17 protein-coding genes are annotated in these 15,253 nt (G+C 39.3%); 7 read left to right on the top strand and 10 right to left on the bottom strand.

Annotated elements, in window-relative coordinates:
* The 5 genes from ACXAD6_RS20420 to ACXAD6_RS20400 form a co-directional block, all read right to left on the bottom strand.
* Positions 1-2,144, bottom strand: a 2,144-nt coding sequence (locus ACXAD6_RS20420; RefSeq protein ID WP_474970571.1) for a VirB4 family type IV secretion system protein, incomplete at its 3' end; no start/stop codon positions are given.
* Complete coding sequence (locus ACXAD6_RS20415; protein ID WP_474970570.1) at positions 2,104-2,436, bottom strand: hypothetical protein; 333 nt, start codon at positions 2,434-2,436, stop codon at positions 2,104-2,106. The genes ACXAD6_RS20420 and ACXAD6_RS20415, both read right to left, overlap by 41 nt.
* A gap of 1 nt (position 2,437) precedes the next feature.
* Positions 2,438-3,280, bottom strand: a complete 843-nt coding sequence (locus tag ACXAD6_RS20410; RefSeq protein WP_474970568.1) for a hypothetical protein — start codon at positions 3,278-3,280, stop codon at positions 2,438-2,440.
* 15 nt (positions 3,281-3,295) lie between these two features.
* Positions 3,296-3,529, bottom strand: coding sequence for a hypothetical protein (locus ACXAD6_RS20405; protein ID WP_474970567.1), 234 nt, complete (start codon positions 3,527-3,529; stop codon positions 3,296-3,298).
* A 102-nt stretch (positions 3,530-3,631) separates the two neighbouring features.
* Positions 3,632-3,856: a hypothetical protein gene (locus tag ACXAD6_RS20400; protein ID WP_474970565.1), complete on the bottom strand. Its 225-nt coding sequence runs from the start codon at positions 3,854-3,856 to the stop codon at positions 3,632-3,634.
* 518 nt (positions 3,857-4,374) lie between these two features.
* Here ACXAD6_RS20400 and ACXAD6_RS20395 point away from each other — a divergent pair.
* The 6 genes from ACXAD6_RS20395 to ACXAD6_RS20370 all read left to right on the top strand — a co-directional run bounded on the left by ACXAD6_RS20395 (position 4,375) and on the right by ACXAD6_RS20370 (position 10,823).
* Complete coding sequence (locus ACXAD6_RS20395) at positions 4,375-5,073, top strand: hypothetical protein (RefSeq protein WP_474970564.1); 699 nt, start codon at positions 4,375-4,377, stop codon at positions 5,071-5,073.
* A complete protein-coding gene (locus ACXAD6_RS20390; protein WP_474970563.1) occupies positions 5,074-5,766 on the top strand; it encodes a relaxase/mobilization nuclease domain-containing protein in 693 nt (230 codons plus the stop codon).
* 34 nt (positions 5,767-5,800) lie between these two features.
* On the top strand, positions 5,801-7,606 hold the full coding sequence (locus ACXAD6_RS20385) for a VirD4-like conjugal transfer protein, CD1115 family (RefSeq protein ID WP_474970562.1): 1,806 nt from the start codon (positions 5,801-5,803) through the stop codon (positions 7,604-7,606).
* Positions 7,607-7,714: 108 nt separating this feature from the next.
* Positions 7,715-9,048 (top strand): IS3 family transposase gene (locus ACXAD6_RS20380; protein ID WP_474970561.1). Its coding sequence is split into 2 segments (ribosomal slippage): positions 7,715-8,096 and positions 8,096-9,048, totalling 1,335 coding nucleotides; the frame shifts between segments, so codons are not numbered across the junction.
* Positions 9,049-9,167: 119 nt separating this feature from the next.
* Positions 9,168-10,061: a hypothetical protein gene (locus ACXAD6_RS20375; RefSeq protein ID WP_474970560.1), complete on the top strand. Its 894-nt coding sequence runs from the start codon at positions 9,168-9,170 to the stop codon at positions 10,059-10,061.
* A 186-nt stretch (positions 10,062-10,247) separates the two neighbouring features.
* Positions 10,248-10,823 (top strand): tyrosine-type recombinase/integrase, encoded by a 576-nt coding sequence (locus tag ACXAD6_RS20370; protein WP_474970559.1) that lies wholly within the window; start codon positions 10,248-10,250, stop codon positions 10,821-10,823.
* A 40-nt stretch (positions 10,824-10,863) separates the two neighbouring features.
* Here the strand turns inward: ACXAD6_RS20370 and ACXAD6_RS20365 are convergent, their stop codons facing one another.
* Positions 10,864-11,244: a YhjD family protein gene (locus ACXAD6_RS20365; RefSeq protein WP_474970558.1), complete on the bottom strand. Its 381-nt coding sequence runs from the start codon at positions 11,242-11,244 to the stop codon at positions 10,864-10,866.
* 243 nt (positions 11,245-11,487) lie between these two features.
* Here ACXAD6_RS20365 and ACXAD6_RS20360 point away from each other — a divergent pair, with 243 nt between their 5' ends.
* Positions 11,488-12,054 carry a hypothetical protein gene (locus ACXAD6_RS20360; protein ID WP_474970557.1) on the top strand — a complete coding sequence of 189 codons (567 nt, stop codon included), beginning with the start codon at positions 11,488-11,490 and terminating at the stop codon, positions 12,052-12,054.
* Positions 12,055-12,405: 351 nt separating this feature from the next.
* On the opposite strand, the gene ACXAD6_RS20355 is transcribed toward ACXAD6_RS20360, so the two are convergent.
* The 4 genes from ACXAD6_RS20355 to ACXAD6_RS20340 form a co-directional block, all read right to left on the bottom strand.
* Positions 12,406-13,230: a replication initiator protein A gene (locus ACXAD6_RS20355; RefSeq protein WP_474970555.1), complete on the bottom strand. Its 825-nt coding sequence runs from the start codon at positions 13,228-13,230 to the stop codon at positions 12,406-12,408.
* Between the two features lie 209 nt (positions 13,231-13,439).
* A complete protein-coding gene (locus ACXAD6_RS20350) occupies positions 13,440-14,495 on the bottom strand; it encodes a peptidoglycan DD-metalloendopeptidase family protein (protein ID WP_474970554.1) in 1,056 nt (351 codons plus the stop codon).
* Positions 14,495-15,043, bottom strand: coding sequence for a hypothetical protein (locus ACXAD6_RS20345; RefSeq protein WP_474970553.1), 549 nt, complete (start codon positions 15,041-15,043; stop codon positions 14,495-14,497). The genes ACXAD6_RS20350 and ACXAD6_RS20345 overlap by 1 nt, the downstream gene beginning before the upstream one ends.
* Positions 15,043-15,253: hypothetical protein (locus ACXAD6_RS20340; RefSeq protein ID WP_474970552.1), on the bottom strand; the 211-nt coding region annotated here is incomplete at its 5' end. The genes ACXAD6_RS20340 and ACXAD6_RS20345, both read right to left, overlap by 1 nt.

Here is a 15,253-nt window from a genome sequence, read left to right as displayed (position 1 = left end):
GATAGCCTCATAAGTGTTTTAAATTGGCAGTTATTGATTACAGCTGTTCCATACTCTCCAACGGCTATGAAGTCGCTCACATTCTGAGTAGCAACCATAAGGAATCCTTCATACTTTCTGATCCGTTTACCCATGTTTCGCACAAACTCCATTGTCTGAGGGAATTTTTTATCCGCCAGAATCCAAAGTTCGTCAGCAATGAGTCCAACAGGTTCATTTCGATCTTTTTTAACCTCTTCCCAAAGGTCTTTGAGCAGTAAATCCATCATTGGTTTTTTTACTCCCTCAGATAGTTCATGAATGTCCAGTACGTTGATAGCTTCGTTTAAATCCCAATTCGTTTGATCATTAAACATTCCAGAGTAAACACCTTTAATATATGGCCTCATAATAACTCTGACACGCTTTAATTCGTCGTATTTTTCCATCATGGAGTCAAGGTCGGACAAGATAGGAAAACGGTCAGGAAGAGCCTCTATGTGCTTCTTATGATCTAATCCAGCTTCTTTGTAAATGTCCTCCACACAAATAGATAAGAGGGCCAACTCTTCTGCTGACATATCCGGGACAATCCATTTCACCCAGTCAACGGCTTCACTGATCTTTTTGGGAAGGTATGCAGCAATGTCTGTTGTCTCGTCTCCACTGTCGCTATCTACAATCGTACTTCGTATATGAAAGGGATTCGTTACAAACTTACTACCAGGCTTGAAAATAATCTGATTCGCTCCAGGAATAACACCATATTCGCGCTCAGGGTCTACGATAAACTGCCTTTTCGCACGTCCTGAGTAATACTCACGGAAAATCTTTAGTTTAACAGCGAAGCTTTTTCCTGATCCCGTTTCCCCTAGAATAGCTTCATTCCTGTTGTTAAACATCCGTTTATCCCATGGGTCATAAGTGACGGGGGATTCAGATTTAACGTTAATTCCTTGCAAAAGCCCTGTATTATGATTAAATTCAGAGGCGTTAAATGGCAGCATTGCCCCCACTAATTCGGAGTACATCGGCCACCCGTAACGTGTTTCAATGTCATTGTTTTTGTAGCCAATCGGCAACATATACCACAAGCAATGAGGGTTGTTTTTGATTTTTTTGGCTTTCATGCTATTACTTTTGATATTCGTTTCAAACCGATTACAGAGAGAGCGCAATTCGTCTTTATCAGTGGATTTCACACCAAAGAGGAACGTTACTTTAAATAAGTTCTCGCTATCGTCGCTGATACGGTCCAGGAGTCGTTCAGAGCTTTCCACCTCGCGCTCGTAACGTTTTCGTACGGAAGTTGCTTTGCTTTCTGCGATTCGTCTTTCCAACTCCCTAATTTGAGAATTGATACGGTCCATCTGTTCATTTTTTGATACTACCTGGAGGGAAACAGACACATCAACATTTACCCTCGCTGTGAGTATAGGGTCCATCCAAGCCTCGTCGATCTCTTTAGGAAAGTACGAGATAGAGTAAAAAGCGTAATTCAAATCATCAATTTCAAGTGTGTTTCCTGTTTGAATGTCTGGAGGCTGCCATGCTGCAAGGTCTGTCCCTTCTTCATATGGCTGTGTACGCTGCATGTTCGGTGTGAGCCTGTTATAAATAATGGCTTTTACCTTTTCTTCAGAAAGACGGCCAATCTTAAGGCCTGCCTTCTCCAAATGCTCCACAACGGTTGTCATAAGGTCCAAGAGCTCTGCTGTTGCGTCGTGGTGTTTCTTTTCATTGGATTCAAGTACTAAATAGAAATTGTGTGTATTTCTCGCTTTGACTGCGTAGTCCTGGAGAAATTGTTTCTTCCCTTCAATCAACGAACTTTTATAGTCAGCAGATTGTTTTTGTTTTTCCTCTAATTCTTGGATGTATTGAGAAATGTCTACCTCGTCAGATGTTATGAGCATTTGACAACGTTCTCCAGGATTTAAAGCATTAAGAGCCGATTGAGTATGCTTAATTGCTTTTCGGATCTCTTTTTCTCCCATCATGTGTACGTTCAGAGGATCAATAACTTTTAAAACTGTCTTGAATTTGCCGTCTGATGTGCGAATAATTTCATGGTCAAATTCTTCTACAGGAATATTGAAAAACTTTTCTTTAAACTTCGCTTTTTTACTCGCTTTTGATAAAAGAGCGAACGGCTGTTTTTTCATTGTGATCCTCTCCCCATTTCAATGTTAATTTTTTAGATTTCTTCGTTCCGTAACTACTGAAAATTAACTCTATTTTTGGTATCCCTGTTGTTTCGTCAATTTCAAAGGTCGCTTTTACAAAGAAGTAAACGAAAACCGCAGCACCGATCGTTAAAAGTGGGTTCGCTGTAAATAAATACATGAGTGAACCAAGAATAAAGCTTCCAGCTGCTGTCCATAACCAACCTTTAGCACTTAGCCCCAAGAATGAAGGAACAGACCGAACATTCCGGGGGATTTCAAATTTAAACACGTTATCTCCTCGCCATCTTATAAATAATCATCTTAGCTGCTCCAGACATTCCTGAGCCTACACCTGCTGGAATGATGATATTTTTTAGATAAACCGTTCCGAAAACCCCGATTCCGAAAAAGGCTGTAGAAACTAACAAACCCCAGAACCCTCCATAACTTGCAACTCCCATGCCTACCAATAAACAAATCATTTGAAAAGGCTGCGTCATAATAACAGCTATCATGCTTACAAAGAACTGCTTAACTATGCCAGGATTTACTGGATACACAGCCATAACAATGGGTGAAATAATAACCCCGATTCCGAATAACGCAACGCGGATACCTCCAGAAATAGCCAGACCCATCCAAGCAAACCCCCAAACAACGAAAAGTAACAGCATGTGAAGCCCCATAGCTGCTAACTCTGTTCCTCCACTAAAAGACATAAAGAAATCTTCCGATGACTGATATTCAATGTTAAAATCAGCAACCCACGTTGTTATATCTGCTATAGCTGCACTGATCTTATTGGCTAAAATAGGTGAGCTTGCAATGAGTCCTGCTGCTATAACAGTGTCGCCAATGATCTTTGCATAGTTCACGTCGTCAGATTCGACGGTTTCACTGTACATAGCTTGCAATATGCGCTGATATAAGAAAATCAAGAGCATAGTTCCCGCAATGCCTTGCATTCCTAATATCAAATCATCCGTTCGGGGGAACCTTTCAGATAAATCAAAAGGGGATGTAATCACATCCCCTACAAGTTCCATCCCCCCGTTAACCATGTCTGTGGCTAACTGATTAAACCATTCTCTTATAACCTCTTGCGCCTGTTCTAAAGGATTCCAGAAATTCATGTTTTCACCTCGATTTTAAAAGTAGCTCATTAGTTCAGATCCGATCCATGGAGCAGATCCAACGACGGCAGCACCGATGATTACTTTCATAGCTTTGGATTTAATGTGCTTTGCTTCGTGAGGGTCGTCTGTTCCTGTTAGCTTAAATCCGATGATGATTGCCTGCACAATCAGAAACGGGATGATAAGCATAACCGCCCAACCTTCAATGTCATTAAGTAAACGTTCCAGGCCTTCAATAATAGGCATGTAAACTCCTCCTTTTGTTATGCAACCGGGGTTGCTTAACTCATATGTTATGACACTTAAGTTGCATTGTCAATAAAAAATTGGAACACCTTGGAAAAAATATTAGGTGTCCTTTCTGTACGATGTCCGATTCCTTAGTTCAAATCCAGAGGTATTTAAAACTTGTTCCCACTGTTCAAAGGTAGCCATCCAGTAATGTCCAATTCTTTGAGGGTGTTCTTTCCCGTCTTCAATCGCACGTTGGGCTAATCGTGTCCCCCATGATTTACTTTTTCCTTTTTCAGCTGCATACTCCGTAGCTGTCATTAATTGATCATTTTTAGGCATGTCGCCCCTCCTAATGCACATTAATTTGCTTAAGTTTAACTTACCAGTAAGGGTACCCAGTGTCAAACAGGCATTTAATGTCATTTAAGACTGCTGCAAAAATTAAATTGCCCCACTTTCAGCGATTTATGCCGTAGTCTTTTTGTGCTGGAGAACCCTTCAAGTACACTGGAAAAAGTTGCCCCGGAGGGTGCTCTTTTCCCGATGGGGTTGCTTTTGGAAGTTTGAAGGGTGCAGGGTCCAGCACCAAAAGGAAACGGAATAAAATAGCGTATTTGATGCTTTCTTTTTAGCTTTTATTCGGCGCGAAAGCGACCCCCTTCCAAAGATCAAAATAACGTTGCCCCGCCTCTTTTGGGAGGGGGGAGGCAGGTTAAAGTAAGTGTACGACTTGCGTCGAACCTTACTAAAACAGGACTCAGCCCGAGTACGTTATTCCATGTTGTACACGGTGCGTACACGTGATATTATTAGTATATATTAAGCAACTTAAGTTTCATTAAGAGGAGGATATTTCCATGCCTGCTAGAGTAGCTAAGACAATCCGATTACACCCAGATACATTGGATATGATGCACAAATTAGCTAAGAAGAATTATGGCAAAGAGAACAAAGTCGGCTATGTAGTCGACGATGCAATCAAGGAATTTTTTACGAATGGTACACGGCCAGGAGAAGCCAGCGCAATTTTATCTACTACAGAAGAAGTTCTTGTTGATCGACTGGATCGAAGAGTTAATTCCATCTTTGATAATGTCATCAATCGGATGGGGGATCTGTACGCCAGAACCTCACACGATGCAGCTGTCACTTTCGTTATGATGGAAGATTTATTTCTAAAGACAGGAGGCACAAAACAGGAAGTCGGAAAGCTGCGCGGTGATGCTCAAAAGATCATGGAAAAACGAGTGGAAAGTGCAGGAGCTATCGAAAAAGCTAAGGAAAATTTTGAAGAACGGTTTTCTTCTGAGGAAGTCGAAAGACTGAAAGAGGAAAAAGAACAGATGAAAAACAAGGCCAATGCCACATTTAAGGAAATGAAAGGCGAGTACAGGAAGTTAGAAGAAGAGAAGGAACAAGTTGAACAGGAGAAAAACAGCGTCATTGAGTGGTATGAAGGACTGGAGAAGCACCTCAAAAATAATTATAGCCGTTTGAAAAACAATGCTGCTTTGATTGACGAATACAAAGAAACGCACCCTTTCCCGGTGATGTAAATGGCTGCTACTGTTGTAAAGATGCTCGGATACCTCAGCAATAACGGTACAAATAAACCTATCCATAAGGCAAAAGAGCATATCAAGTACATGCAGGTTAACCGGGAACACCACAGGAACAACCCTGATTTATTTAATCAAAAGGACAACAATCTCAATAGAAAAGACTTTTTTAAATCTATGGAGAACATGCCAGATCAGGGCGTGATCATGCACAAATTAGTTCTTTCTCTTCGGGAAGATGACCGAAATAATTTAAGTATCGACTTAAAAGAATTAACACGTGACACTATGGAACGTTTTCAACTGTCTGCAGATCGTCGCTTTGAATGGGTTGCAGCTGTACATGATGATGATGGCCACCCTCATGTACACATAGCCATTAAAGGGCGTGATGTAGAAGGAAGGCAGGTTTTCTTTGCTCAGAAGAACGTTAAAGACTTAAAGCGCATTGCTCACCAGGAAAAGATCCTACAAGCTGAAAGAAATCCAGAGGTCAGTAGATCTACAATTGAAAAGTCCCAAAGGAACGCAGAAAGAGAGGACAAAAATGAAAGGTCTGGGGGCCGTGGTACAGGAGATTTGCTCGGAAAAATTCAAAACCTCATTAAACGAAACGAACGTAAACACGAAACGGAAAGAAGCCAGGAAGAAAGGGAAATTGAACAAAGTAATCGAGAGGAAAGTCGTTAAACCCTTTTCCGGACATTACAAAAGGAGTGGAAATATGAGAAAACTTAAACTGATCTCCCTGTTTTTATTCATGGGTGCTGTATTAGATATTCTACTCGTCGGAAGCATAGCACACATGATTGTTTTTTATCAGGAATATCAGATCAATGCACCAGAGCAATTACTCCAATACTTCAAAAATAATCCAATAGGCGCAATTACAAGTTTATTCCAAGATAACAGCCCTGCAGCAATGTATTTTACAAATAAGGGAGTACAAGCCCTATTCTGGATTGCACTCTCTTTTTTCATCATACGTTCATTGTTCAGTAAAAAACGTCAATTTGCCAAAAGAAATGCAGACGATTACGGCTCACACGGTACAGCTCGTTTTGCTACTGATAAGGAAATACAGCAGCTTTATAACGACACAGGGATGATTGTAGGAGAATACAAGAAAAAACCTCTCATACAACCCACTGATGGAAATAATAACCACATGACGTTGGTATATGGGGGAAGTGGATCAGGAAAAACTGCAGGATACTCCATTCCTAATATCCTTCATATCTCTAAGACCTTAGAAGAATCTTTCGTCATAACAGATCCAAAAGGTGACATATACAAAGCCACTCGTAATCATTTAGAGCAGCAAGGGTACGACGTTATAACAGTAAATTTAATTGATATGGCGCGGTCTCATGGTTATAACCCCTTGGACTATATTACGAGACCGAATGACTCTATGTCACTTGCTACAACCATTATTAAAAACACGTCAGGAGATGCACAGCCAAGTGATCCCATGTGGCAGCAGGCAGAAGAGGCGTTATTGTCAGCATTGATTCAATATTTAAAAGAGACTCGGCCAGAACATGAACAGCATTTAAAAAACGTTTTACATTTAGGGAACTTAATTAAAAAGAGACCCGAGGACATTGATAAAATGTTTGAAGTTTTGCCAGATAACTCTACAGCTAAACACCTATATAACATCTTTAATCATGCAGAAGGTAAAATAAAAGCAGGAATAATGATTGGATTCGCTTCTCGTTTGAGGCTATGGGCATTAGAAGACGTTTCTCAACTTACGGCTAAGAGTGATTTTAATATCAATCAGTTAGGTAAAAAGAAAACTGCGTTGTTCGTCACTACTCCAGATGGGGAATCCACCTTTGATATGTTAACAGCTATACTTGTAGATCAAGTGTTCCAAGAACTCATTAAACAAGCCGGATCAAATCAGAAAAAGCATTTAGACGTACCTGTTCGAATGATTTTAGATGAAGTCGCTAACATAGCCCCTATTAATGACTTAAGAAAGCGTGTTGCTGTTATGCGTTCGCGTGGGGTGCGAATAACACTCATGTTCCAGGGTGTTCAACAGTTTAAAAATCGCTACGGAGAAGGTTCAGCTGCAGAAATATCAGATTCCTGCGATAACATCATCGTTATGGCAGCTAAAGACTCCAGTTCAAGCGTTCCCATATCAAAGAAAATCGGAGATACAACGCTTATGATATCGTCACAGTCTCAATCATCCAATGACCGGGGAGGATCTACTGGGGAAAATTATAGCTTTACAGGACGGCCTCTCATGACTCCTGACGAACTGGAAAGGATGCCTAAAGAAAAGTGTATCCTATTCCAAAAAGGACGTTATCCAGCTTACGTCAATAAATACTTTTACTTTAAGCATGACTGGGACATTAAAGAGCATGACTGGTTGAATGATTCTGTACGACCATATGAAACGGTAGAATTATATGAACCTCCTGAAGCTAAGACGAAAACAAAAGAAATTGAACCAGAAGAGACTGAAGAAACAACCGAAGAAGAGGAACTACTGTTTAAAGAATGACCCCCAAATTTAAAATGTACCCTATAGAGTAGACACTTTGAAAAAAGTCTACCCTATAGGGTGCTTTTCTGTATAATGGGGACAAAATCCATGTATGGAGATGAGAAAATGAGTAAGATGTTATTTAGCGCGGAAGATATACAGGCCCTCCAAGCCAACCCTTACGTAAAGTCTGTTTCTACAAAAGCCATCACCTATACAGACGAATTTAAGCGTGCATTTATTACGGAATATGACAAAGGCAAGACACCTATAGAAATCTTTAAAAGGTATGACTTTGATGTAGATATGATCGGAAGAAAGCGCATTCAATCCTCTGGGAAGCGATGGCGCAATGCTTATCGGGATAAGGGCGTGGCTGGTCTTGAGGATACACGTAAGCATAATCAAGGGAGGTCAAATGAGAAAGGACTCTCAACCGAGGAGAAGATGAAGCGCTTAGAATCTAAGGTCAAATTATTAGAGGCAGAGAACGAACTTCTAAAAAAGCTCGAAATGATGGAAAAGGGGATGGACAAGTAAAGATACTGAAAGCAGCGAAATTCAAACTGATTCATGACATCGTTCATACTTATGAACTGAAGAACCAAATCCAATACTTGTGTGGATTGGTGGGCGTATCGCGTTCTGGATATTATCGTTATTGGTCCCCTAAGTCTCAAAAGAAGCGAGAGGAACGTGAAAAGCAAGATGAGCATCTAAAAGAGAATGTCCTTAAGGCATTTCGTTACCGGAATCGCCCTAAAGGTGCCCGCCAGATCAAGATGACATTAGAGAATCACTACCAGACCAACTATAACCTGAAGCGAATCCGTCGCATTATGAACAAATATAATATTAGATGTCCTATACGCCGAGCGAATCCTTATCGTCGCATGGCTAAAGCGACCCACGAACATCAAACGGTGCCGAACCATTTAGAACGCAACTTTAAACAAGGTGTTCCAGGAAAAGTTCTTCTTACAGACATCACTTATTTGTATTACGGGAAAGGGCAGAAAGCTTATTTATCAACCATTAAGGACGGCTCGACGAATCAGATACTAGCCTATCACGTGTCCCGTTTTATAACGATGGACATTGCATCGATCACCATTGAGAAGTTAATGAGAAATCGAAAGGTCACACTGGCGGATGATGCTTTCATCCACTCTGACCAAGGGACACACTATACGCATCCTGAATACCAGCAACTATTAAAGAACCACAACCTTGGGCAATCTATGTCGAGACGTGGGAACTGTTGGGATAATGCACCGCAGGAATCTTTCTTCGGTCATTTTAAAGATGAAACGAACCTGAAATCTTATCGAACATTCGAAGAAGTGAAGAAAGAAATCAAAAGATATATGACGTACTACAACCATTACAGAGGCCAGTGGAATCTAAAAAAGATGACTCCTGCTTCTTACAGGAATCATCTTATTAGTCAGGCTGCCTAGTCTTTTTTCAAAATGTCCTTTACATAGGGTACATTTCAATTTGGAGGGTCATTTCTTTTATAGTATTATTTTCCAACTAATGGTAAGGTTTTATCAAACATATGGTTAGGAGTGAGTAAATGAGTTTAGTTCGTCTACTTGAAAATTTTGAAATAGAAATCCCTTACGATAAAAACGATAATAATAAACAATTCGAATTTAAGGTTCCTTACGAATCAAAGGTATTTAACTTTAAAATTACCCCTTCTGAATCTCTTCTAGAAGCTCACACATCTTTTAGTTACAAAACCCTTATAACAGCTGATAATTTCCAAGAATTGAAGCCAGATTTAGTAAAAGAAATGAAAGCAAATACTTTCGTGATGAGAAATGCCCTAGATAAACTACTTGATCATCTCCAATACTCACTAAATATAGAATTTGAAAACCCACGGCTAAAATTGAAAAATGCACTTTTTGCTATTGATTTTGGAGATTGGGCACCGAGTATGTTTTTTGATAACCCTAAAATCAGAATGATCAGTGGGGCATCATTAAATTCCGAATCTGCTCAACACATTCAAAATTGCTTAGATAATGAAGAAGAACCATTCGTTTCTTTAAAGCACCTTCACAGAGCTAGACAAGAGGATAATCCAAGACAGAAAATCATAGAAGGAGCAATTGCAGCTGAATTAGCTATCAAAGAATTTTTAAGTACAAAATATCCAGATATAAAATTCTTAATAATGAATATGCCATCGCCACCTTTAGACAAGTTATATGGGACTGTTTTAGAGCATTATCATAGTGCAAGATATAACAAAGCAAAGAAGCTTCAAGAAATAGCAGCATTAAGAAATAAATTTATTCATACTCCAAAAACCACAGAAATAACGTATACAGAAGCTAATAATAAAATACTTGAAGTAGAAAGAGCCATAAAATATTTACTTAGTGAAATTGATCCAAACCACCCTTGGGCCGGTCCATACGGCAAAATATATGCCAACGAAAATAAACAAAAGAAATAGACTAAAAAAGGCGAATTTAATTTTTCGCCTTTTTTATTGTTGTTAATGTAACAAAATACATAAAAAGTTACATTCATTTTGTTGGTTTTATTGAATTCATCCTAATATTGAAGTAATATCAGGTTAGTTTAAAAATATGTTACATTCAGAACATTGATTTCATTGACTTGAAAGGATGTGAAAAATATGACGAATAAGGTTGATAAGAAAAAGGAAGTAAAGGACGTTCAGGCGATCCGTTCACTGGAGAAATTGAATGACATGAAATGGTCACTGAGACGGTTTTGTGGGGAACGTGATTACATAATGTTCTTGTTAGGAATAAACACAGGGTTACGGGTTAATGACTTGCTGCAGCTAAAGATCAGTGACGTTAAAGGTAAGAAGAAAATTGCTGTAATGGAAGGAAAGACAAAGAAGAAAAGGGATATTTATTTAGAAGGTATCTATAAAGAATTGAATGACTATATAAAGACATTAGAGGGTACTGAGTGGCTTTTTCCTAGTCGTAAAGGAAATAAGGCTGTAAGTAGAATACAAGCTTACAGACAGCTCAATAAAGCCTCAGAAATGGTTGATATGCCTGATGGTATCGGAACTCATACAATGCGTAAAACTTTTGGCTACTGGTACTATAAAAGGACAATGGATGTTGCTAAACTACAGAGAATTTTAAATCACTCTCACCCTGAAATAACTTTAGAGTATATAGGAATCAATGACGAAGAAATAGAAGAAAGTTTAAATGACTTTGTATTATAAAGGGGGACCACCATTGAAAGGTGGTCCCCCTTAACGTGTATTAATACCAGGACCGGCGTTGAGGGTCATAAGGTTTAGCACGCGATCCATAAAGATAATCTTCCATGCATTTCTTTGTTTGTTCCCTTAATTGTTCAGATGAAAATTGCATAATTCCTGATTGTTTCTTGGATTTCCATTGATATTTTGAGTGATCATTCTTATGAGTTATCAAAGAAATATCTATATGATATTCCGAGTACATTTTCCTTCTAACTTCATTTAAATCGTCTTGAACAGATTCAATTACTGCGTCTAATTTATCGAAATACACATTCTTCATTTTAAAACCTTCAAAAAGTTTTTTATCGTTTTGAAAGACCTTCAAAACAAAAGGCAAGATAACAGCTTTAATTAGCAGCATTTTAATTGTTTGGTCCAATAGTTTCACCTTCATTTCTTAGTGGGAGAGAAGAGGAATAGCAAGGGATATGTCACACTAATGGATAACGGAAAAACAAGTGTATAAAGGTTCGATAAATAAGAACTCACAGTTAAAACGAATGGGTGTTATATCACGTAAAGAAAAGAAATTTGCTTGTATGGCTCTTATATGCAACGCAAGAAACAGGAAAATCCGTTTTCCTCTCGAATAAATAAAATAATTAAGTCGGGAGGGATTTCTATGTCAGATGACATAAAGAAAACACAAACTGTATATAACGCAAAAGAAGTATCAGCTGTTCTCGATATAAAAGAATCTACACTAAGGAAATATGCACTCATGTTAGAAAAGGCGGGTTATAGCTTTCATTATAACGATAAACGACAAAGGGGATACTTTGATAATGACGTTATGGCCTTTCGTCGTTTAATGGACACTGCAAAAGCTAATGATATGACACTAGAACGTGCAGCAAACGCTGTTGTTACTAGCTTTGATACATCTGTTACAACACATGGTGACACAATCGACAAAGAAGAATACAAGCGTGATATAGATGATATAAAGACTATCATTCAAAAGCAAAACGAATTGCTGCAGCAACTAACTAATCGTTTAGAACAACAGAACGAAGTTAGGAACAATAAAGATAAACAGATCCTGGACGCATTGCAGGAAATACAGGAAGCAAAACTACTCGCAGCACCCACTGTGGAAGAAAAAAAAGAAGAGCCAAAAGAAGAAGAAAAAACTGTTGGTTTCTGGAGTAGGTTATTTGGTAAAGGAATACCGCCAGCAAAGGGTTAATACTAAATAGCGTTTTTCTCCAAGCAAGGTTCAGGTAGTAATTTTTGAAAAAACGCTCAAAAATTCTCCACCTTTTCCCCCTTGCTCTTCGAAATTTTGGCGGTGCTGGCATTTCGCCAAGCCGAACATACCCAAAACGAGGAAACTAGAATTCGGCTTGCTCTTACGATTTTACCGCCAAAACCACTAGATTATCTGTCCAGAAAAGCTTTCTTAGTTAATATAACTTTGCAGGAAAGACCTCGGGGGCTAGCCCCCGAACCCCCAGCCAGCACTCACACCCCAAAACAAGGGGGGACCGGTCAAAAAATCGGATACTTTACATTCTGTCGTAAAGGCTTTTCAAAAGGATTATCCTTCATTTAGCCAGTCATGGTAAAGTTTCTTCCTTTTTCCACTAACATACTTATGAGGATCATCATTTCCTTTTTTATAATTAGAACGATATAACGATTTTTCGAGAGCTGCTCTTAAATATCCACCAAGATTATGTATTGTAGTTGTTGATTGTTTTATCTCTTCTACAACCCTCAAACAAACGTCTTTACTGAGACCTTTTTTCATGTATTCCAAAACTAGTTTATCAATGATTTCTTGATCATTGTTAACGGTGTCTTTGTTAACAATATGTTCTTCCTCATTTTTAGTAGTCTTATTTTTATTTAAGTTATTATTACTAGTGGTCAAGTTTTGTCTTTCTAGAGAGTCAATTTTTGCCTCTCTAGAAAGACAATTTTTGTCCTTCTCTTGTGCCCCAACGGATTGAGCTTTGTCCTCGAACTCTTCCATCATGTCATCTACTTCATTGTTAAGTCGAATTACATCATCGTTTGAGTAGCTGCAATGCTTGAGAAAAAGTCGGTTGGTTCTACCCTGTCCTTCTCTATCTTCATCCAATAGATCATACTTTTTCAGTTCTTTTTTCATGTTTTTGAAGGTTCCTTCTGAAAATCCAAGAAGTTCAGCACCTTTTTCAACGCTCATTCTCACATAGTAATGGCCGTCATCGTTGCACCATTCATTCTTCATAGATAGCTTCATTCTATCTATTAAAGTTATGTAGAGGAGTTTTGCGTTTGATTTCATGCTCTTATAGCGATCTCCAGTAATCAAGACTTTTGGTACTTGGTAGTAAACTAATTGATCCATGTCGGCTTTTGTGAAATATCCACTCATTTGAGACACTCCTATTTGGCTTGATTTTTATATTGGAGTGCTCTAAAATAAAGAAAGACAATTTAATTTCAGAGCACTATCGAAGAAGACGAGAGTTCCCGGCCAAAGGTATCTCGTCTTTTTTCTATTATAAATTAGTTTAATAGATTCGTACACTTTTCCTATAGAGCCTCGAAACGACCTTAGAATAGCCCCTAACCCCTTCAACATCATTGCAAATATCCCATAGGATCAACGTTTTTTCCGTTCAACGAAACTTTGAAATGTAAGTGTGGACCTGTACTTCTTCCAGTAGATCCAATCAACCCTACAGTTTGTCCAGGTTTAACCTTTTGCCCTACACTTACTCTAATGGCGCTCAGATGCCCGTACAGCGTTTCTAATCCATTTGGGTGTTCTACTACTACCACATTACCATAACTACCTTTAGCACCTGCCTCTATCACTTTACCGGGCAAAACAGAGATGGTTGGTTTCCCCATGACTCCACCTGCAGCAATATCTATTCCATTGTGAAAAGATTCTTTTTCTCCTGTCTTCGGGTGAGTACGATAACCGAAATCAGATGTAATGTTCTTGGTGAAAGGTACAGGCCAAAGGAATTCCCCAGTAGTTGGTTCAACGACATTCCCAGAATCAACATATAGGTCTGAATACTCTAAGACGTCACTTACATACTCATTTGAATGGTTATAAGCAAAGACAGCTTCCTCGATCATCCCCTCATCTGCACCATTCGCAGCAAGATAAGAGGCAGCTGCGAAAATTGCATCTGTTGGGTTCCTCGGATCTGCTTTTCCGTCTCCATCTCCATCAACGCCAAATCCTCCATATTCTTTGATGGTGGACAAGTCCGACAATGTACTCCAGCTAACATCTAAGTCACCCAAACCACCACAAGAAGGGTAGCCCCATCCTATCCAGGAGCAAGGCATAAACTGCATTGCTCCAAGAGCTCCAGCATAACTCTCGACGTTTCCCTCTCCAAAGTTTGTTTCTACTTTGTGATGCGCTGCTAACAAATTCCAAGGGACACTGTATTTTTTTTCGGCTGCTTGGTAAATCGGCATGTATTTTGCAGGTATTTCATTTTTTGCTAATTGTGAAGGGTCTCCAGAGTTCACGTCTTCCCCACTGTTTGAGGACAGGGCCATTATAACCGCGAAAAGTGGGAGTAATAACAGCATAAGCAGGAATAATGGCATCCCTAATTTAACGAAAAGGGCACCAGTGGAGGCGCCCCTTTTGATTACTGTTTCTTCCATCAGTACCCCACCTTAAACCCTGTGACGTTCCACTCTCCGTCATTTTCAGCAACACTCACAAGATAAGAGCTTTCCTCTGTACGCTTTTCCCCTTCTGAATCGTAAACGTCCATAATCGCTATAACATTCCATTTCTTGCGGTCTGGTAAGTTATCATCTACCGGGTAAATCTCTAGTCCTTTTACTACTCGCTCATGAGTAGACGCTGTTGGTCTTCTCTGAGAGTTTGAAAGCTTTGTGTATAGCGAAGAATCTGTAATGTCTTCAACGTCTGCCAGGTACTCCATAGGCTTTTTAGGATTTAATGCAGCGTAATGCTTGATAAACTCATGCGCTAATTCTTTTGTCTTCTCAACGACTTCGGGTGCTTTGTCTTGCTCATGATCGACAACTTCTGGAGACTCTTCATTTACGTTGGTTTCAATGTCCTCAATGCTTCGTTCATTCTCATTAGAGGCGTTTTCTGTCTTTCCACTTGTGACAAAAAACGCTGTGAAAATTACTAACCCTATGCCGACGACTAATGCTGCAAGTAATTTTTTATCCATCAGATCGCCTCCCTAATGCCACTTCCATAGGAGATTTTAAGATTCAATTCTGTCTGTTCTGTTTCGGTGGCCACCGTTCGCATTTCTACCCGTTTCTTTTTAACAATGTGCAAGCAATAGCCCTGAGGTTTATCCCCTGATAGGACCTCTTCCTCTGATTCATTAAACATAACAAGGCGTGTGTCCTTCATATCAATAACATCATTGTCA

It is taken from the genome of Halobacillus sp. ABH2_015 (assembly GCF_056158945.1).
This window is presented reverse-complemented; position numbering and strand designations above follow the sequence as displayed.

What these genes read in the sequence shown, in the direction of transcription:
- ACXAD6_RS20395 (WP_474970564.1), top strand. Translation starts at nt 4,375, where the DNA reads ATGCCTGCTAGAGTAGCTAAGACAATCCGATTACACCCAGATACATTG.
- ACXAD6_RS20370 (WP_474970559.1), top strand. Translation starts at nt 10,248, where the DNA reads ATGACGAATAAGGTTGATAAGAAAAAGGAAGTAAAGGACGTTCAGGCG.
- ACXAD6_RS20385 (WP_474970562.1), top strand. Translation starts at nt 5,801, where the DNA reads ATGAGAAAACTTAAACTGATCTCCCTGTTTTTATTCATGGGTGCTGTA.
- ACXAD6_RS20410 (WP_474970568.1), bottom strand. Translation starts at nt 3,280, where the DNA reads ATGAATTTCTGGAATCCTTTAGAACAGGCGCAAGAGGTTATAAGAGAA.
- ACXAD6_RS20350 (WP_474970554.1), bottom strand. Translation starts at nt 14,495, where the DNA reads ATGGAAGAAACAGTAATCAAAAGGGGCGCCTCCACTGGTGCCCTTTTC.
- ACXAD6_RS20405 (WP_474970567.1), bottom strand. Translation starts at nt 3,529, where the DNA reads ATGCCTATTATTGAAGGCCTGGAACGTTTACTTAATGACATTGAAGGT.
- ACXAD6_RS20375 (WP_474970560.1), top strand. Translation starts at nt 9,168, where the DNA reads ATGAGTTTAGTTCGTCTACTTGAAAATTTTGAAATAGAAATCCCTTAC.
- ACXAD6_RS20390 (WP_474970563.1), top strand. Translation starts at nt 5,074, where the DNA reads ATGGCTGCTACTGTTGTAAAGATGCTCGGATACCTCAGCAATAACGGT.
- ACXAD6_RS20400 (WP_474970565.1), bottom strand. Translation starts at nt 3,856, where the DNA reads ATGCCTAAAAATGATCAATTAATGACAGCTACGGAGTATGCAGCTGAA.
- ACXAD6_RS20345 (WP_474970553.1), bottom strand. Translation starts at nt 15,043, where the DNA reads ATGGATAAAAAATTACTTGCAGCATTAGTCGTCGGCATAGGGTTAGTA.
- ACXAD6_RS20360 (WP_474970557.1), top strand. Translation starts at nt 11,488, where the DNA reads ATGTCAGATGACATAAAGAAAACACAAACTGTATATAACGCAAAAGAA.
- ACXAD6_RS20355 (WP_474970555.1), bottom strand. Translation starts at nt 13,230, where the DNA reads ATGAGTGGATATTTCACAAAAGCCGACATGGATCAATTAGTTTACTAC.